Source organism: Martelella sp. K41-7 (assembly GCF_055808365.1).
Genome location: NZ_CM147867.1, coordinates 384,987 through 402,693 on the forward strand (window position 1 = coordinate 384,987; position 17,707 = coordinate 402,693).

A 17,707-nucleotide genomic window follows, 5' to 3' on the forward strand; every position below is an offset into this window, starting at 1 on the left:
TTCTTGCCGGTCGCTCTGCTTGTCTCCCGCGGGTTGATACGTTTTGAGCTTTAGTTTTCGGGGCAAGTGGCAGAAGTTTGGAGAGTTTCAATTGCGTGCCATTATCGCTATCCTTCTGACGGTTGTTCTGTCCGGTTGCGGTGTGATTTACAACGTTTCGGAAGTCCGTCCGGTTGTGGGTGAAAGCTCGGTAGTCAAAGTTGTGCCCGTGTCTGGCCAGAATGTTCAAATGGCAAATGCCATGACACCCTACACGCCGCGCTCGCTGCCGCCCGTGTTCGACCAGACTGCGACCTTGCACAGCTCAGCTGTTCCGAGCATGTCGCCCTACAAGCCGCAGGCACGGCCCGGTGTGGTGCCAACCAAACTTCCGCCCGTGCAGCGGCCCAGGCCCTACAGGATCGGTGTCGGTGATGTTGTGCTACTGGCGACGCCGAATGCAGATTCGTCGTTGAACGAGATCAATGGTCTTCTCTCAGCCCAGAATGCCCGACAGGGTTTTACGGTTCAGGATGATGGTGCGATCGCCATACCGACTGTCGGCCGTGTGGCGATCGGCGGCATGACGCTGGAAGAAGCGCAGTCAGCATTGTTCCAGAATCTGGTGCAGAGCCAGATCGATCCGAATTTCAACCTGGAAATCACCGAATTCAATTCCCAGCGGGTTGCTGTTGGTGGTGCTGTGGCTGCCCCCCAACTGGTGCCGATTACGCTAACGCCGCTTTATCTTGATGAGGCAATCACGGAAGCGGGCGGCGTAGCAATTTCGGATCCGACTAACGCCACGGTCCGTATCTACCGGGACGATCAGTCCTATCAGATACCGGCAACCAAGCTTTTCGCCAAGAACGACATTCCGAAGGTGCTGCTGCATAATGGAGACCGGGTTTTCGTTGACACCGAGTATTCCGTCGAGTTGGCCGAGGGCTACATGCGGCAGGAGCTTGAACTGGCGAAGTTCCAGCGTGACGTGTTGGAGGAGCAGCGTGATATCTTCAAGACACGGGTTTCGATGGATGCTGTCAGCAGGGACTACGTTTATGTCTTCGGCGAGGTCAAAAACCAGGGGCGCTGGCCCTTGCCTTTCGATCAGTATGCCACACTTGCAGACGCGATGTTCGAGCAAGGCGGCATTCAGCCGGTTACCGGCAACCCGCGCCGCATCTACCTTCTGCGCAAGAACCGGGATACGGCAAGCGGGGGAATGGGGATAACGGCCTGGTCGCTTGACGCGCAGAACACTGCAAACCTTCTGCTGGCAACCGAACTGCAGCTTCGTCCGAACGATATCGTATTCGTTGCGAGCCAGCCGGTCACCAACTGGAACCGCCTGATTTCGCAGGTGCTTCCTTCGATCTCCGTTATCGGGATGGCCAACGGGCTTTTGAATTGATATCGGGCTCTTGATTGGGTGAGCTTCTCGCATGCCGCCCTGAATTCGACGTCGACAATTTCAGCTTACCCCAAGGGGCCCAGCTCAACTGCTGGGCCCCTTTTCTTGAGGCTTGAGCAGGTCTTCAAAATAAAGGCCGGCTGACAAACCTCTGGCTTGGTCGGAGGTGTTTGATTCAATGGGATATGTTGACGAAACCCGTCCCCGAGCAGACGGCATCTCGAGATAGTGACCCTTGATCGGCTGGTTCCAAAAGACTGGCTGCTTCGCAGGATCGCCGCATGGTGGATGTTGAGCTCGCCATCATCACCGATATTCATGTCACGCCTGTTCCTGATCGCAGCCCGGAACATCAAGAAGGTCACAATGGCCCTGGCAAAGGCGGCCAAACCGGCATCGGGATGAGGAAACACAGCCCGTTTTATCGCACACACGATAACGCCGAAAGCTGAGCTGAAATGTCGCTGGGCACAAAACTCAAAACCCACCGGATAAACCGGCGGGTTTGTCAGCAGTCTGGGCCGGTGGGGAAATACCGGCCTTTTCGTTTTTGGCGCAATCGGTTCTCAGAACTGAACCAGAATATTTTTGAACTGCCACGGATCCTTCTCGTCCTTGCGCTCATCGAAGAAGGTCTGACGGCCGGTGAGTGGGGTCCAGTCGGTGTAGTGGCCTTCGACCGGGCCAAGATAGGGAGTCTGGATTTCCAGGCAGCGGCGGTAATCCATTTCGTCAGCCTCGACGATACCGGCTTCCGGGTTTTCCAGCGCCCAGACCATGCCGGCCAGCACGGCGGAGGTGACCTGAAGAGCGGTGGCATTCTGATAAGGTACCAGATCGCGGGTTTCTTCGATCGAAAGCCTTGAGCCGAACCAGTAGGCGTTCTTTTCATGGCCGTAGAGCAGCACGCCGAGCTCGTCGATCCCGGTCAGGATGTCGGCCTCTTCGAGCACCAGTTGTTCTTCCTGCGCCGTGCCGCCATTGCCGAACATCTCATCAAGCGAAAGCACGGCGACATCGGCCGGATGATAGGCGTAATGGCAGGTCGGACGGTAGGTCACCTTGTCCTTATCGTTGATCACCGTGAAATAATCGGCAATCGAGACGGATTCATTATGGGTGACGAGAAAGCCGTATTGGGCGCCGGGCGTCGGGCACCAGCTTCTTACTCGTGTGTTGGCGCCGGGCTGTTCGAGATAGATCGAGGCCTTGCAGCCCTTCTTGTGCTCCTTGGCGTTCTTGGGCATCCATTTTTCATGTGTGCCCCAGCCAAGCTCGGCAGGCTGCATGCCTTCAGCCACAAAACCCTCGACCGACCATGTGTTCCAGAAGGTGTTCTGAGGACGTAGAAACTTGGAGCGTTGGGTGTCGCGTTCGGCAATGTGAACGCCCTTGACGCCGGCATCCTTCATCAACTGTGCCCAGCCCTCGCGGTCACCGGCCTGGGGCTCGACAAAATTCATGGAGGTGTCACGGGCAAGGTTGACCAACGCCTGCTTGACGAACCAGGAGACCATGCCGGGGTTTGCTCCGCAACACGAAACGGCGGTGCTGCCGCCGGGGTTCTTGCGCTTCTCCTTGCGCACGGTTTCGCGCAGCGCGTAATTGGTGCGTGCGGCATTGTCGGCATTGTCGTCAAAATAAAAGCCGAGCCAGGGTTCGGTTACGGTATCGATATAGAGCACGCCGAGCGAGCGGCAGAGCTTCATGAGGTCGAGCGAGGAGGTGTCGACGGAAAGGTTGACGCAGAAACCCCGGCCCTCGCCTTCGGTCAGAAGCGGCTCCAGCAGTTCCTCGTAATTGTCCTTGGTCACGGCGGCATGGATGAAGCGTACACCATGATTGGCCGCGATATGGGCCTGGGCGTCATTCGGGTCGATGATCACCATGCGCGACTTGTCGAAGTTGAAATGCCTTTCGATCAGCGGCAGAGCGCCTCTCCCGATGGACCCGAAACCGATCATGACAATGGGTCCGGTGATTTCGGCGTGGATCGGGTATTCCTGAAGCATTTCCGTTTCCTTCTCGGTTAGAACCTGCGTGCGAAGCCAATGCCGCGAACGTCGGAAGAAATTGTGACACGGCTATTTTGTTCCGTGGCGTATCTTCGCGCTGGAAGGGTGACCACAGCATCGGGCGACAGTAAAGCGGATTTGTCGCCACCATTCCAGAAGTCAGTTCAAAACTTCGCGGAGATGGCCGGCAACGGCATCGATTTTGGTGTCTGCCAGGGGGAGGGACGATCATGCGTGGTCCGCGCATGATGTGGGCGATCCCTTGCGGCAAGTGTTGGCGCGCCGATCTCATCCTGGCGCTATTTGTCTGGGGCGCAACGCCTGCTGGTGACATGGTGCGCGCCGAGGATTGTCATCAACCCAGTTTCACTGTTTATTCAGAACGCTCTGCAGACGATTCGCTTATCAGCTTCACCTATTTGAAAAAAAACAAGAAAATAGCATGACTGCATATTTCTTGGGCAATTGTCTATCTTGACACAAGTTTGAGCGCCTTCTAGAATTTTGAACCAAATGGTCAAAGAGGGATCTTTTAAGAGATGAAGTTTGATTTTTCACTGAGCCGGCGCTGTCTGATCGCGTCCACACTGGTCCTCGGGGCTGTCTCGCTTGCGCCTGCAATCAGTGCCGCTGAGCCGCTGAAGGTTGCTGGCATCCACGCTTCTCCGGTCGAAAATGCGTGGAATTCCGTCATGCATCAGGCCCTTCTCGAAGCCGCTGAGCAAGGCGAGATTGAATATGTCTTCTCTGAAAGCGTTTCCGGCACGGACTATCCGCGTGCCATGCGTGAATATGCCGAACAGGGTGTCGACCTGATCATCGGCGAATCCTATGCCGTTGAATCCGAAGCGCGCGAAGTCGCGGCTGACTATCCCGACACCCCTTTCGTGATGGGGTCTTCCGGCGGCCCGTCGGGCGATAATTTCGGCGTTTTCGGCACCTGGAACCATGATGGTGCCTATTTGGCCGGCATGCTCGCCGGCACGCTGACGGAAACCAACAAGGTCGGTTCAGTCGGCGCGATGCCGATACCGGAAGTCAATATGTTGATCAATGCCTTCGCAGAAGGCGTGAAGGCCACCAATCCTGAAGCCGAGCACTCGGTCACCTTCATCGGTACCTTCTTCGATCCGCCCAAGGCACGTGAAGCCGGTCTCGCCCAGATCGATCAGGGCGCAGACATTCTTTTCGGGGAACGTATCGGCACGGCTGACGCCGCCAAGGAGCGCGGCATTCTCGCCGTTGGCTCGCTGATCGACTACACCCCACGCTATCCCGATACCGTTTTCGCCAATGCGCTCTGGGGCTTCCGTCCGATCCTCGATGCTGCCGTGGCCGATGCAGCGGCCGGAAACCCGGTCGGCAAGAACTACACCGCCTATGGCATGCTGAAGGAAGGTGGCAGCGACATCGCTTTTGTTGAAGGCGTTGCTTCGCCTGAGGCTGTCGAGGCGATGCTGGCCACGCGCCAGGAAATCATTGACGGCACCTTTGAGGTTCCGCGCAACATGGACGAGCCGAAGTAAGGAACGCCCATGCAGGCCGATGCGACAGCGCTTGCCGTTGCGATCGGCAAAGGTGAATTGACGGCGCGGCAGGCGATGGAAACATCGCTTGCCGCGTTGTCGTCGTGGGACAGGCTGGGTGCTGCCACCCATACCGACGCGGCCAAGGGTCTTGCCGCCGCCGACGGTTTCGATGCGCTTTCTGACGCTGAAAAGGCGGAGATGCCTTTTGGTGGTGTCCCGACGCTTGCCAAGGATCTTGGCGGCCCGTTCAGGGGCTTTGCCGTTCAGGCAGGCTCGAATGCGCTAGACGATGCCAGCGATGACGCTGACAGCGATCTTGCCGCAAGGTTTCGCAACGCCGGCCTCTGCCTGTTCGGCCTGACGACCAGCCCGGAATTCGGCCTGTCATTGTCCAGCGAGCCTGACAAAGGCCCGTCCTGCCGCAATCCGCTCGACCAATCCCTTTCTCCCGGCGGTTCTTCCGGTGGCGCGGCGGCTGCCGTTGCTTCCGGCATTGTCGCTATCGCTCATGCTACGGATGCGGGTGGATCCATCCGCGTGCCGGCGGCCTGTTGTGGTCTCGTCGGATTGAAGCCCTCACGTGGGGCGATGGCGGCCGGGCCCGGCTACAGCAATTATCTCGGCGGCATTGCCACAGAGCTGGCGGTCTGCCGGTCCGTGCGTGATACGGCTGCCATTTTCGCCGCGGTTTCGGGCCGCACTTGCGGTCCGTTTCCACCGCCTGCATTCACCGCGCCGGACGCCGCCAAGCTGAAGATCGGCCTTCTGACCGAGACCGGAGATGATGCGCCGATCGACCCCGAACGATGTGCCGCTGTTGAAGACGCCGCGAAGGCTCTGGAAGCGCAGGGTCATACCGTCAGCCGGCTTGGCTGGGGCGATGTCGAAAAACCTGCGCGCGCAGCGGCCGATGCCTTTGCCGGTATTGCCGCCATCAATCTGGCCGAGACCGCGGATCGGTTTAGGCTTGATGTGTCAAAAACCGAAAAATTGACGCAAGCTGTGATCGCGCGCGGACGGGAGATGAGCGGTGAGGCTGTCTGGTCGCTGGTCAACAGCATTGCCTTTATCGCGCGTGATTTCTGGCGCGTTTTTGATGGTGTCGACGTCTTGATTGCACCGATGTTGACCACCGCACCAAAGCCCGTTGGCGCGTTCTTGACTAATCACAATGATACGGAAGCCCATTTTGAGAAAATGCGCGCCTTTGCCCCGCTTGCGGCCCTTGCCAACCTCTCCGGCTTTCCGGCAATAACACTGCCGTTCGGTGCGGATTCGCGCGGGCTGCCGCTGCCGGTGCAGATTTTTGCGCCGATGGGGGCGGAAGCCAGGCTTCTGGCGCTTGCGGTGACGCTTGAGCGGGAGCAACGCTGGTCGCATCCCTTCGAAATCGCAGGATTAGGCGCATGAGAGAAACCGTGCTCGACATTGCCGGAGTCAGCAAACGCTTCGGCGATACACTGGCCAATGACGATATCTCGCTGACTCTGGAAAAGGGCGAGATCGTCGCTCTTCTGGGCGAAAACGGTGCGGGTAAAACTACGCTGATGAGCATTCTGTTCGGCCATTACGTGCCGGATACCGGTTCTGTCAGCGTCATGGGCGCGGCACTGCCGCCGGGAAAACCGCGCGCGGCCATACGCGCCGGTGTCGGCATGGTGCATCAGCATTTTTCGCTGGCCCCAAACCTCACTGTGCTCGAAAACGTCATGACCGGAACCGAGAGCCTCTGGAAACTGGCGTCGGACAGCAGAGCAGGGCGGCAGAAGCTTGAAGCAATCTCGAAACGCTTCGGCCTCGCTGTCGATCCGGAAGCACGCGTCGGCGACCTCTCCGTTGGTGAACAGCAGCGCGTCGAAATCCTAAAAGCACTTTACAATGACGCACACATTCTGGTGCTCGATGAACCGACGGCGGTGCTGACCGGACCGGAAGCCGAGAAGCTGTTTTCGACACTGAAGGAAATGGCGGCGCAGGGCCTGTCGCTGATTTTCATCTCCCACAAGCTGGATGAGGTGATGGCGACAGCTGACCGTGTTGTGGTGCTGCGCGGCGGGCGGCAGGTGGCAGAGCGCAAGGCCTCTGAAACCAGCAAGGCCGAACTTGCCGAACTCATGGTTGGCCGCAAGGTGGAGCGGCCGGTGCGCGAGGCTGCGACGCCCGGTCCTGTGGTGCTGGAGGCCGTCGGCGTGACCGTGCGTGTCGATGGCGTCGACCGGCTGAAAGCGGTGGATTTCACCCTGCATGCAGGCGAGGTGCTCGGCATTATCGGCGTTTCCGGCAATGGCCAGTCGGTGCTGGCGGGGCTTTTGAGCGGCACGGCAAAGCGTTCCGCCGGAGACCTCGTTGTCTTTGGCAAAGGCGTTGGCGATCTTTCGGTGGCCGATGCCATCGCGCTCGGCATTGGGCGAGTGCCCGAGGACCGCAACGGCGAAGGCGCCATAGGTGAAATGGCGATCTGGGAAAATGCGGTTCTGGAGCGCATTGCCGATTATTCGAACAATGGTTTTGTCGACCGGAACCGTGCGGTCTCTTTCGCTGACAGCATTATTGAGGCTTTCGATGTGCGCGGCGGTACACCCTCAAGCCGCACGCGGCTTTTGTCCGGCGGCAATATGCAGAAGCTGATTCTCGGCCGTAATCTGATTGAAAATCCGAAAATCCTGCTCGCCGCCCAGCCGGCACGGGGCCTCGATGAAGGCGCGGTCGCTGCTGTGCATGAGCGCATTCTGGCCGCAAGACGCGCCGGAACGGCGGTGTTGCTGATTTCGGAAGACCTTGACGAGGTGATGGCGCTTGCCGATCGCATTCAGGCGATTGTCGGCGGTAGTCTTTCGCCGCCGGTTGCCGCCGAAGATGCCAATGCGCAGAAGCTGGGGCTGATGATGGCCGGTGAATGGACGGAGAATGCTGATGCGGTTTGAACGGCGCGAACACCGGCCCGCCGCCCTTGTCATTGCCACGCCGCTGATTGCGGTTGTCGCGGCCCTCGCGGTTTCCGGCATTCTGATTGCGCTGGCTGGCGCGCCGGTTTTCGAGGCCTACTGGAAAATTCTGGTCGGCGCTTTCGGCTCGAAGCTTTCGATCACGGAAACCCTGACGCGAGCGACGCCGCTGATCCTGACCGGACTGGCCGCCGCCGTTGCCTTTAGGGCAAAGCTCTGGAATATCGGTGCGGAGGGTCAGTTTTATCTAGGTGCAATAGCCACCGCCGCTGTCGGAGCGCGGATCACCGAGGGCATGGCGCCGATCATCCAGATTCCGATTCTGCTTGCCGCCGGGGCCGTTGCCGGCATGGTTCTGTTGCTGCTGCCACTCTGGCTCAGGCTGAAATTTTCCGTCGATGAAGTGGTGACGACGCTGCTTTTGAACTTTGTCGCCATACTGTTTGTTTCCATGCTTGTCGATACGGTGCTCAAAGACCCGATGGCCTTTGGCTGGCCACAGTCGGAAGCCGTTGAACGGGCCGCGCGCCTGCCCAAGCTGATTGACCGCTCCCGGCTTCATATCGGCCTGCTGATTGCCGTCGCCATTGCCTTTGCCGTCCACTTTGTCCAGTCGCGCACCACATTCGGCATGCGCGCGCGGGCAGCCGGGCTTAACCCCAGAGGCGCTGTGTTTGCGGGCGTACCGCTCGCGCGCACGCTGGTGCTGGTCGCCATGCTGTCCGGCGGACTGGCCGGCCTTGCAGGCAGTATCGAGGTGCTGGGCGTCAAGGGTTATGTCACCACGGACCTGTCGCCGGGTTATGGGTATTCCGGCATTGTCGTTGCCATGCTTGCCAATCTTCATCCGCTCGGCGTGGTACTGGCTGCGCTGTTCACCGCCGTCATGTTCGTCGGCGCAGATGGCATGAGCCGGTCGCTCGGCATCCCGACCTATATCGCCGATGTCACCGTGGCATTGTCGCTGATTTCGATGCTGGTTGCCGTCTTCTTCACGCAGTACAGGGTGCGCCGATGAACACGATTGTCGATATTCTGGCGTCAGCCGGCCTTTGGGGTGCCGTTCTGCGGATCGCCACGCCGCTGATCCTCGGCACACTCGGCGCGGTTTTGTGCGAGCGGTCCGGCGTGCTCAATCTTGGTATCGAAGGGATCATGACCTTTGGCGCAATGGTTGGCTGGCTGGCCGTTTTCAACGGAGCGGATTTATGGACCGGGCTTCTGGTGGCAGCCCTCGGCGGTGCGGTGTTCGGCGCGCTTCACGCGCTGCTGACGGTGACGCTTGGGCTGTCGCAACATGTTTCCGGTCTTGGCGTCACCCTGTTTGCCTCTAGCTTTGCCTATTATGTGTTCCGGTTGCTGGTGCCGGTCTCCGGTAGCCCGCCGACGATTGAGCCATTCCAGCCGATCAGCATTCCGGGCCTCTCCGATCTGCCGTTCATCGGCCCGGCTTTCTTCACACAGACCGCTCCGACCTATATGGCAATCGCGCTGGCGATCCTGCTCGCTTATATTCTGGCGAAAACGCCGCTTGGGCTGGCTGTGCGCATGGCCGGTGAAAACCCGCACGCGGCAGAAGCGCAGGGCGTCAACCCGATGGTGATGCGTTATGGCGCGGTGATCGTCGGAAGCGCACTGATGGGCGTCGGCGGTGCATTTCTGACACTATCCGCCTTCAACTCGTTCTTTCCCACCATGGTCCAGGGGCGCGGCTGGATCTGTATCGCGCTCGTGGTGTTTGCCTCGTGGCGGCCGGAGCGGGCGTTGTTCGGGGCGCTGCTGTTTGCCTTTTTCGATGGCTTCCAGTTGCGTCTTCAGACCGCGCTTGATGGCGCCGTGCCTTATCAGATATTCCTGATGATCCCCTATATCCTGTCCATCGCCGCTCTCGCCGTGATGGCGCGCCGCGCCCGCGTGCCGCAGGCGCTGATGCAACCCTACCGGCGCGGCGAGCGCTGACAATCCAGAGAAATATCCATGTTCGATCTCATCATCAAAAACGCTAACCTTCCCGATGGCCGCAAAGGCATCGATATCGGCATTGCGGGTGGAAAAATCATCGCCATCGAAAACAATCTCGCCGCAGAAGCCGGCGCGATCATCGATGCCACAAACCGGCTGGTTTCGCCGCCCTTCGTCGATCCGCACTTCCACATGGATGCGACGCTGTCGCTCGGCCTGCCGCGTATGAACACTTCCGGCACGCTGCTGGAAGGCATTGCGCTGTGGGGCGAGTTGCGTCCGACGCTGACCAAGGACGCGTTGATCGAACGGGCGCTTGCCTATTGCGACCTCGCTGTCAGTCAGGGCCTTCTGCATATCCGAACCCATGTCGATACATCCGATCCGAAACTGGTCACCGTCGAGGCAATGCTGGAGGTGAAGGAGAAGATTGCGCCCTATATCGACCTGCAGCTCGTCGCCTTTCCGCAGGATGGTTATTACCGCGCCACAGACGGCGTCAAAGCGCTGGAACGGGCCCTGGATATGGGCGTTGATGTCGTTGGCGGCATTCCGCATTTCGAGCGTACCATGGCCGATGGTGCGAAATCGGTGGAGGCGCTTTGCCGGATCGCGGCTGAACGCGGCCTGCCGGTGGACATGCATTGCGACGAGACCGACGATCCGCTGTCGCGCCATATCGAGACGCTGGCGGCGGAAACCGTGCGCTTCGGCCTTCAGGGGCGCGTTGCCGGTTCGCATCTGACCTCGATGCATTCGATGGACAATTACTATGTCTCCAAGCTGATCCCGTTGATGGCGGAAGCTCAAATCAACGCCATTCCCAATCCGCTGATCAACATCATGCTACAGGGCCGTCACGACAGCTTTCCTAAGCGTCGCGGGTTGACGCGGGTGCGCGAGCTGCTCGCCGCCGGGATCAATGTCGCCTTTGGCCATGACTGCGTGATGGACCCCTGGTATTCGATGGGTTCCGGCGACATGCTGGAAGTCGGTCATATGGCCGTTCACGTGGCGCAGATGTCTGGCGTGGAAGACAAAAGAGCGATTTTTGACTGCATCACGGTCAATTCGGCCAAAGCGCTTGGCCTTGAAGGCTATGGCGTTGAGACCGGCAATTCCGCCAATCTCGTGATCCTGCAGGCCGAAGATGTGGTGGAAGCGCTGCGACTGAAGCCGACACGGCTTGCGGTTCTGCGCGAAGGGCGCGTGATCGCGAAGACAGAGCCGAAGCTTGCCGCGCTGTCATTGCCGGGGCGTCCGGAGTGGATTGACAGCGGCATCAACCCGACCGGGCGACCTGCCTTTTGATGATCTGAACAAAATACGCTCGAAAACCGTTCAACCATCGATCTTTCGCGTCCCGTGTCTATAGTTGATCGCGACATTCAGTTTCGCATAACCGCAAAGGATAAGCGCATGCAGTATCGCACACTCGGCCGCTCTGGCCTGAAAGTCTCGGCACTCACGCTCGGCACCATGACCTTCGGCGGTAAGGACGGCTTTTCCAAAACCGGCAATACCGATCTTGAGGGCGCAAGGCGCCAGATCGACATGTGCGTCGATGCCGGTGTCAATATGATCGATACGGCCGATGTCTATTCCGCCGGCGTGTCCGAGGAGATTGTTGGCGAGGCGATCGCCGACAAGCGCGACCGTCTGCTGCTCGCCACCAAGGCGCGTTTTCCGGCGTTCGAACAGGGGCCGAACGACCGTGGCCTGTCGCGGCATCATCTTGTGCGTGCCTGCGAGGCTAGCCTGAAGCGGCTGAAGACTGACTATATCGACATGTACTGGCTGCATGAATGGGACGGTCAGACGCCGCTGGAAGAAACGCTTGGTGCGCTGGACGATCTCGTCAGTACCGGAAAGATCCGTTATGTCGGTGTTTCCAATTTTTCCGGCTGGCACCTGATGAAGACGCTCGGCATTGCCGAACGCGAAGGGCTGGTGCGACCCGTTGCCCAGCAGATCCATTATACGCTTCAGGCCCGCGAGGCGGAATATGAGCTGTTGCCGATCGCGCTCGATCAGGAGGTTGGCGTTGTCGTGTGGTCGCCTCTGGCCGGTGGGCTGCTGTCAGGCAAATACCGCCGCAACCAGCCGGAGCCGGAAGGCACGCGCCGCGCTGCTGATTGGAAAGAACCGCCGGTCAGCGATATCGAGGCGCTTTATGACATTGTTGAAGTGCTGATCGATATTGCGTCCGCCAAGGGGGCAACCCCGGCGCAGGTGGCGCTCGCCTGGCTTCTGGCGCGACCGGGCATCGCATCTCTGGTTGTCGGTGCCCGCACCGATCATCAGCTTGCCGATAATCTTGGCGCTGCAGAGTTGACGCTTACGGAGGAAGAGTTCTCCCGGCTGGAGGCCGTCAGCCGGCCACCTTTGCTTTATCCCTATTGGCATCAGACATGGACGGCCTCCGACCGCCTGTCGAAGGCCGATCTCGCGCTGATCGCGCCGTTTCTGCAAGACTGATCGCAACCGGAGCCCCTGACCCGTGGATTATGGCGCATATCTCGACCCGGAAATCCGGGCCTTCATTGCGGAAACCCAGTCTTTTTACCCGAGTGACCTTAGGGGGGATGACTGGCAGGCCCAGCGTGCGGTGTATGATCGTATGGCAGCGCATTTTCGCGCGTTGTCACCGGTGGGCATCACCACGCGTGATGATCGGGTGGATGGTGTTCCTGTGCGCCTTTACGGCACTGAAACCGAAACCGTCATTATTTTCGCCCATGGCGGCGGATTTGTGCTCGGCGGGTTGGAAAGCCATGACGATGTCTGCACCGAAATCGCAGCGACGACCGGTTTTCAGGTCGTTGCCGTCGATTATCGCCTCGCGCCCGAGCACAAACATCCCGCAGCCTATGACGATGTTCTGGCGGTTGCCCGGACGCTTTGCGAAAGCCATGCAGTGGTCCTTTGTGGTGACAGTGCCGGGGCAACGCTGTGCGCGGCTATCGCAGGAACATGGACGGCGCCGGAGCTCAAGGGGCAGGTCTTGATCTACCCGTCTCTCGGCTTTGCGCCGGAAGGTGGAAGCTTCGAAAGACACGCCCATGCACCGCTTCTGACGCGCGCGGAGTTACAGGGCTACAGCGATGTGCGCGGTGGCACGAAAGACGACCCGTCGGCAACGCCGAAGGCTGGCAATCTGGCGCAATTGCCGCCGACGCGGCTTTTCCCGGCCGAATGCGATCCGCTGCATGATGATTCTGTGCGCTATCGCGATACCGCTCTGGAAAAAGGTGCCGATGTGACGCTTGAGACCGGTGCCGGGCTGGTGCATGGCTGGCTCCGGGCGCGCCACAAAAGCGCCCGTGCCAGTGCACAGTTCGCGCTGGTTACCGAGGCTCTGACAGCGCTCTGCCGCAGCTAGCGCCCTGAAAGGCTCACGCGCCTTACAGTTGGCTAAGCCTGCCAGCCGACGATGCCCTTGATCTCGAGGAAATCATCGATTCCCCAGTCGGCATATTCGCGGCCATTGCCGGATTGTTTGTAGCCGCCGAAAGGGGCCATTGTGTCCCAGTCGGGATTGTTGAGATAAACCGATCCGGCGCGAAGACGCCGTGCAACGGCCCTGGCGTGTTGGAGGCTGCCTGACTGGATATAGGCACCAAGCCCGTAAACCGTGTCATTGGCGATCGCCACTGCGTCATCCTCGTCGGCATAGGGCAGGATCGAGAGTACGGGGCCGAAAATCTCTTCGCGGGCAATCGTCATGTCGTTTGTCACATGGCCGAACACCGTGGGTCGGACATAATAGCCGCGATCTAGCCCTTCCGGCTTGCCGGGGCCGCCTGTCACCAGGGTTGCACCCTCGGCAATGCCCGCTTCGATCAGGCGCTGGATTTTCTCGTATTGCTGGCTGGAGACGACCGGGCCGAGCATGGTTTTCTCCGACCTCGGATCGCCGGTAACAAGGCTTTCCGCCGCCGCTCTTGCATAGCCAAGCGCTTCATCATGACGGTCGGCTGGCACCAGCATGCGGGTCGGCGCATCGCAGGATTGGCCGGAATTTTCAAAACAGGAGGTGACGCCGGATCGAACGGATTCTTCGAGGTCGGCATCGGGCAGGATGATGTTCGGGGATTTGCCGCCGAGCTCCTGGGCCACGCGCTTGACTGTATCGGCCGCCGTTTTTGCAACAATGATTCCGGCACGGGTAGAACCGGTGAAGGATACCATATCGACGTCCGGGTGGCCGGCCATGATTTGGCCGACATCCGGGCCGGTGCCCTGTACCATGTTGTAGACGCCCTTCGGTGTCCCCGCCGCATCCATTACCTCGGAAAAAATGACACCGGAGACCGGCGCGATTTCGGAGGGTTTCAACACTACAGTGCAGCCGGCCGCAATGGCGGGCGCCACTTTGCAGACGATCTGGTTCAACGGCCAGTTCCAGGGCGTGATCAGCGCACACACACCGATCGGCTCGCGTACGATCATGGCCTTGCCGCGCGGTCTCTCGAATTCATAATCCTCAAGCGCCCTGATTGCCGCCTCGAGATGGCCGCGCCCCGCAGCAGCCTGTGAGCCGCGCGCAAACGAAATCGGCGCGCCCATTTCGCTGCTGACCGCCTCGGCAATGTCCTCATAGCGTGCGTTATAGGCGTCTAGTATGCGCTTCAGCAGCGCAAGCCGTTCGTCCTTTGCAATCAGAGAAAAGGTTGCGAATGCCGTCTTCGCAGCCGAAACCGCACGGTTGACGTCGCCGGCCGCACCGGCGGAGATCGTCGCAAAGACCTCCTCGGTTGCCGGGTTGATGACATCAAGCGCAGACGGTGCGAGGGGAGCGACCCATGCGCCATCAATGAAAAATTTGAGATTGTTGGACATGGGGTCTCCCTGGAAAAATCACCGTGCGGCACGGGTGTCTGCTGCGGATGCCGCCATTACCTGCGCTTGTTGCGCCTCACAGCGGTTCGCCGGCCAGAAGTTTGGGCTTGTCCTGCATGGTCCGTCCGGCCGCTTCCTCGATGAAGTAGCGTTTGAGGCCGGGCATGCGGTCAACGACGCCGAGGCCAAAGTCGCGAGCCATGCGCAGCGGGCCGACATCGTTGGAAAACAGCCGGTTGAGGATATCGGTGGTCATGCCCATGCGAACCGTATCGAAGCGCCGCCAGCTCTGGTAGCGCTCAAGCGTATCGACAGCACCAATATCAAGCCCCATACGGTCGGCCTCGACAATGGTTTCGGCAAGGGCTGCAACATCCTTGAAGCCGAGATTGAGACCCTGACCGGAAATCGGATGGATGCCGTGGGCGGCATCGCCCGCAAGCGCCAGACGCGGCGCAATGAAGGACCGCGACAGCGTAAGGCCAAGCGGAAAGGCGCGTCTGCCGCCTTCGAGGCTCAGCTTGCCAAGGTGGTGGCCGAAGCGGCGCTCAAGCTCGACCTCGAACACCATGTCATCGCTTTCGACCAGGCGTTTGGCGTCGTCGGTGCGCTCGGTCCAGACCAGCGAGGACCGGTTGCCTTTCAGGGGCAGAATTGCGAAAGGGCCGGCTGGCAGAAAATGCTCTTCGGCGCGGCCATTATGCGGACGCTCATGGGCAATCGTGGTGACAATGCCTGACTGGCCATAGTCGAACTTCACCGTCTTGATGCCCGCCATGTCTCGCAGGCGCGAGCGCACGCCATCGCAGGCGACCACCAGCCGGGTGGCGATTTCCTCGCCGCCGTCAAGCGTGATCTTCGCGGAACCGCCAGTGTTTGCAAAAGCGGTGACGGCGGCACCATGGCGGATGGTGATGCCAAGTTCGCCCGCCTTTTCGCGAAGGGCATGCACCATTGCAACATTGGGGATCATGTAGGCGAAGGGTTCATCCGCAGAGGCGCGGTCGGCAAAGGTCAGGAAAACCGGCTTCACAGGCTCGCCGGTCTTCGAATCGGTGACGATCATGTCGTTGATCGGCTGGGCGTCATCCTTGATGTCGTCCCAGAGCTCGAGCGTCTTGAGCATGTTGATGGCAGCCGCGATGATGGCTGAGGCCCTTTGGTCCTTTTGCCAGACATGTTCGGGGGCAGCTTCCATCAATTCGATCTCAAGGTGCGGCGCAGCCTTTTTGATGGCAACGGCGACGGAGAGGCCGACATAGCCACCGCCAACGATGATGATGTCTTTCATTTTGCGCTCCCTTCCTGTTTCGCCGCTACTGGCGGCATGCATTCGCGGTCTCTCGATCAGCACATGCGAAGCTGCTATACGGCATTCAAATACTTAAAGCGATATATAGGGAAGTGTTGCGGATGTCACAGGCCAATAATGCCAAAAGCGGCAGCGTGCTCGCAGATCTGCTTGATCTGGAGCGGCTGGAAGAAAATCTTTATCGGGGGCAAAGTCCGGTCACGACATGGCAGCGCGTTTTCGGCGGGCAGGTGGTGGCCCAGTCGCTGGTTGCAGCGCAACGGACCGTGTCCGAAGGGAAGTTTGTTCATTCGCTGCACGGTTATTTTATGCGTCCCGGCGACACCACGGTACCGATCGTGTTTCAGGTCGAGCGGCTGCGCGACGGCCGCAGTTTTTCGACGCGCAATGTCCGCGCGATCCAGCACGGCAAGCCGATCTTCATCATGGCGGCGTCCTTCCAGATAGAAGAAGACGGGTTTGCACACCAGGACGAAATGCCGGACGTGCCGCCACCCGAAGCGCTGGTTGCCAGCGACATCATGAATGACAGCGAGCATGCACCGGCTCCGATCCGCAACTACTGGAAGCGCGAGCGCCCGATCGAACTCCGACCCGTCGATCTGGATGAATTCCTGTGGCGCAAGAAAAGGTCCGCGCGGCAGAGCATCTGGATCAGGGGCAATGGCGTTCCGCCAAAGGGGCGGGCGTTCCAAACGGCTTTTCTGTCCTACATGTCGGATATGACGCTTCTGGATACGACGCTTTATCCGCATGAAAGTTCGGTTTTCTCCGACGGTGTTCAGGCCGCGAGCCTCGATCATGCGGTCTGGTTCCACCGTTCCTTCGATATATCGGACTGGCTGCTCTACGTGCATGAAAGCCCTTCGGCCAGCAATGCTCGGGGCCTGGCGTTCGGCAAGATATTCTCCCGGGATGGAACGCTGGTCGCCTCGGTGGCCCAGGAAGGCCTGATCCGCCTCAATCAGAATGCCCGACCGTTTTACGAATAGCGCGACGGCGATGGACGTTTCCGGCGTTTTAGCACTGGCCGGACAGATCGGCTCTGGAGATCTTCAGCCGGCGCTTTACCGCGTTGACGATCACGAAGTTTTGCGGCTGATCCTGGGATTCGCACAAATTTTAGGCATTTGCCGCGATATGCGCAGTGGCTCGCCCTAACTCTGACGCAATTTTGCCATGATGCGATTTTCTGTAGAAATATTACATAAATATCAAATAGATATAAGAAGGCTTCGAATCTGGCACGGACTTTGTATGTATCAGGTAGGCCGCTGACGGATTCGCCTGTCCAGGCGGTAAGGAGAACCGGCTTCTCAGGAAGCCGAGGGTAAACAAAGGATGGGAAACCAGATGAAAATTGTGATGGCCATCATAAAGCCGTTCAAGCTGGATGAGGTGCGCGAAGCCCTCACCGCTGTCGGCATTCAGGGCCTGACCGTCACCGAGGTCAAAGGGTACGGTCGGCAGAAGGGGCACACCGAGATTTATCGCGGCACGGAATATGCCGTCAGCTTTCTTCCCAAGCTGAAGATCGAAGTCGCGGTCGCTGCCGATGTGGTTGAGAAAGCTGTCGAGGCGATCGCCTCCTCCGCGAAGACCGGCCAGATCGGTGACGGCAAGATCTTTGTCTATTCCATCGAACAGGCCGTGCGCATCCGTACCGGCGAAACCGATTCCGAAGCGCTGTAAGACAGCAGGGGGTAATC

16 protein-coding genes are annotated in these 17,707 nt (G+C 59.4%); 13 read left to right on the forward strand and 3 right to left on the reverse strand.

The genetic code is table 11. The features are described 5' to 3' along the window. Positions 1-229 precede the first annotated feature (229 nt). Both AC0L7L_RS01870 and AC0L7L_RS01875 read left to right on the forward strand, forming a co-directional pair. Positions 230-1,393 carry a polysaccharide biosynthesis/export family protein gene (locus AC0L7L_RS01870; protein ID WP_473511513.1) on the forward strand — a complete coding sequence of 388 codons (1,164 nt, stop codon included), beginning with the start codon at positions 230-232 and terminating at the stop codon, positions 1,391-1,393. Positions 1,394-1,674: 281 nt separating this feature from the next. Further along, entirely contained in the window at positions 1,675-1,845 is a 171-nt protein-coding gene (locus tag AC0L7L_RS01875; RefSeq protein ID WP_473514038.1) for a hypothetical protein, read from the forward strand. Positions 1,846-1,959: 114 nt separating this feature from the next. On the opposite strand, the gene AC0L7L_RS01880 is transcribed toward AC0L7L_RS01875, so the two are convergent. Beyond that, on the reverse strand, positions 1,960-3,405 hold the full coding sequence (locus AC0L7L_RS01880) for a homospermidine synthase (protein WP_473511515.1): 1,446 nt from the start codon (positions 3,403-3,405) through the stop codon (positions 1,960-1,962). Positions 3,406-3,638: 233 nt separating this feature from the next. Here AC0L7L_RS01880 and AC0L7L_RS01885 point away from each other — a divergent pair, with 233 nt between their 5' ends. The 9 genes from AC0L7L_RS01885 (at position 3,639) to AC0L7L_RS01925 (ending at position 13,226) form a co-directional block, all read left to right on the forward strand. Then, positions 3,639-3,854, forward strand: coding sequence for a hypothetical protein (locus tag AC0L7L_RS01885; RefSeq protein ID WP_473511517.1), 216 nt, complete (start codon positions 3,639-3,641; stop codon positions 3,852-3,854). Positions 3,855-3,947: 93 nt separating this feature from the next. Then, positions 3,948-4,934, forward strand: coding sequence for a BMP family protein (locus AC0L7L_RS01890; RefSeq protein WP_272209967.1), 987 nt, complete (start codon positions 3,948-3,950; stop codon positions 4,932-4,934). A gap of 9 nt (positions 4,935-4,943) precedes the next feature. Further along, positions 4,944-6,347 carry an amidase gene (locus AC0L7L_RS01895; protein ID WP_272209968.1) on the forward strand — a complete coding sequence of 468 codons (1,404 nt, stop codon included), beginning with the start codon at positions 4,944-4,946 and terminating at the stop codon, positions 6,345-6,347. Further along, complete coding sequence (locus AC0L7L_RS01900) at positions 6,344-7,861, forward strand: ABC transporter ATP-binding protein (protein WP_473511520.1); 1,518 nt, start codon at positions 6,344-6,346, stop codon at positions 7,859-7,861. The genes AC0L7L_RS01895 and AC0L7L_RS01900 overlap by 4 nt, the downstream gene beginning before the upstream one ends. Next, positions 7,851-8,900, forward strand: a complete 1,050-nt coding sequence (locus tag AC0L7L_RS01905; protein WP_272209971.1) for an ABC transporter permease — start codon at positions 7,851-7,853, stop codon at positions 8,898-8,900. The genes AC0L7L_RS01900 and AC0L7L_RS01905 overlap by 11 nt, the downstream gene beginning before the upstream one ends. Next, positions 8,897-9,841, forward strand: a complete 945-nt coding sequence (locus AC0L7L_RS01910) for an ABC transporter permease (RefSeq protein WP_473511524.1) — start codon at positions 8,897-8,899, stop codon at positions 9,839-9,841. Before AC0L7L_RS01905 ends, AC0L7L_RS01910 begins: the two co-directional genes overlap by 4 nt. Positions 9,842-9,859: 18 nt before the next feature. Continuing rightward, positions 9,860-11,155, forward strand: coding sequence for an amidohydrolase family protein (locus AC0L7L_RS01915; RefSeq protein ID WP_272209974.1), 1,296 nt, complete (start codon positions 9,860-9,862; stop codon positions 11,153-11,155). Between the two features lie 108 nt (positions 11,156-11,263). Further along, on the forward strand, positions 11,264-12,322 hold the full coding sequence (locus tag AC0L7L_RS01920; RefSeq protein WP_272209975.1) for an aldo/keto reductase: 1,059 nt from the start codon (positions 11,264-11,266) through the stop codon (positions 12,320-12,322). A 22-nt stretch (positions 12,323-12,344) separates the two neighbouring features. Beyond that, on the forward strand, positions 12,345-13,226 hold the full coding sequence (locus AC0L7L_RS01925; RefSeq protein WP_473511525.1) for an alpha/beta hydrolase: 882 nt from the start codon (positions 12,345-12,347) through the stop codon (positions 13,224-13,226). Positions 13,227-13,258: 32 nt separating this feature from the next. On the opposite strand, the gene AC0L7L_RS01930 is transcribed toward AC0L7L_RS01925, so the two are convergent. Together AC0L7L_RS01930 and AC0L7L_RS01935 are read right to left on the reverse strand one after the other, a co-directional pair. Beyond that, positions 13,259-14,686, reverse strand: a complete 1,428-nt coding sequence (locus AC0L7L_RS01930; RefSeq protein WP_473511526.1) for an aldehyde dehydrogenase family protein — start codon at positions 14,684-14,686, stop codon at positions 13,259-13,261. Positions 14,687-14,762: 76 nt separating this feature from the next. Continuing rightward, positions 14,763-15,977 carry a ubiquinone biosynthesis hydroxylase gene (locus tag AC0L7L_RS01935; RefSeq protein WP_473511527.1) on the reverse strand — a complete coding sequence of 405 codons (1,215 nt, stop codon included), beginning with the start codon at positions 15,975-15,977 and terminating at the stop codon, positions 14,763-14,765. A gap of 122 nt (positions 15,978-16,099) precedes the next feature. Between AC0L7L_RS01935 and tesB the strand changes: the two genes are divergently transcribed. Both tesB and AC0L7L_RS01945 read left to right on the forward strand, forming a co-directional pair. After that, positions 16,100-16,990 carry an acyl-CoA thioesterase II gene (gene tesB, locus AC0L7L_RS01940; RefSeq protein WP_272209977.1) on the forward strand — a complete coding sequence of 297 codons (891 nt, stop codon included), beginning with the start codon at positions 16,100-16,102 and terminating at the stop codon, positions 16,988-16,990. Between the two features lie 349 nt (positions 16,991-17,339). Continuing rightward, positions 17,340-17,690: a P-II family nitrogen regulator gene (locus tag AC0L7L_RS01945; protein ID WP_018064835.1), complete on the forward strand. Its 351-nt coding sequence runs from the start codon at positions 17,340-17,342 to the stop codon at positions 17,688-17,690. Positions 17,691-17,707 lie beyond the last annotated feature (17 nt).

Coding starts and splice junctions, on each gene's coding strand:
- AC0L7L_RS01870 (WP_473511513.1), top strand. CDS start 230: ATGGCAAATGCCATGACACCCTACACGCCGCGCTCGCTGCCGCCCGTG.
- AC0L7L_RS01875 (WP_473514038.1), top strand. CDS start 1,675: ATGGTGGATGTTGAGCTCGCCATCATCACCGATATTCATGTCACGCCT.
- AC0L7L_RS01880 (WP_473511515.1), bottom strand. CDS start 3,405: ATGCTTCAGGAATACCCGATCCACGCCGAAATCACCGGACCCATTGTC.
- AC0L7L_RS01885 (WP_473511517.1), top strand. CDS start 3,639: ATGCGTGGTCCGCGCATGATGTGGGCGATCCCTTGCGGCAAGTGTTGG.
- AC0L7L_RS01890 (WP_272209967.1), top strand. CDS start 3,948: ATGAAGTTTGATTTTTCACTGAGCCGGCGCTGTCTGATCGCGTCCACA.
- AC0L7L_RS01895 (WP_272209968.1), top strand. CDS start 4,944: ATGCAGGCCGATGCGACAGCGCTTGCCGTTGCGATCGGCAAAGGTGAA.
- AC0L7L_RS01900 (WP_473511520.1), top strand. CDS start 6,344: ATGAGAGAAACCGTGCTCGACATTGCCGGAGTCAGCAAACGCTTCGGC.
- AC0L7L_RS01905 (WP_272209971.1), top strand. CDS start 7,851: ATGCGGTTTGAACGGCGCGAACACCGGCCCGCCGCCCTTGTCATTGCC.
- AC0L7L_RS01910 (WP_473511524.1), top strand. CDS start 8,897: ATGAACACGATTGTCGATATTCTGGCGTCAGCCGGCCTTTGGGGTGCC.
- AC0L7L_RS01915 (WP_272209974.1), top strand. CDS start 9,860: ATGTTCGATCTCATCATCAAAAACGCTAACCTTCCCGATGGCCGCAAA.
- AC0L7L_RS01920 (WP_272209975.1), top strand. CDS start 11,264: ATGCAGTATCGCACACTCGGCCGCTCTGGCCTGAAAGTCTCGGCACTC.
- AC0L7L_RS01930 (WP_473511526.1), bottom strand. CDS start 14,686: ATGTCCAACAATCTCAAATTTTTCATTGATGGCGCATGGGTCGCTCCC.
- AC0L7L_RS01935 (WP_473511527.1), bottom strand. CDS start 15,977: ATGAAAGACATCATCATCGTTGGCGGTGGCTATGTCGGCCTCTCCGTC.
- tesB (WP_272209977.1), top strand. CDS start 16,100: ATGTCACAGGCCAATAATGCCAAAAGCGGCAGCGTGCTCGCAGATCTG.
- AC0L7L_RS01945 (WP_018064835.1), top strand. CDS start 17,340: ATGGGAAACCAGATGAAAATTGTGATGGCCATCATAAAGCCGTTCAAG.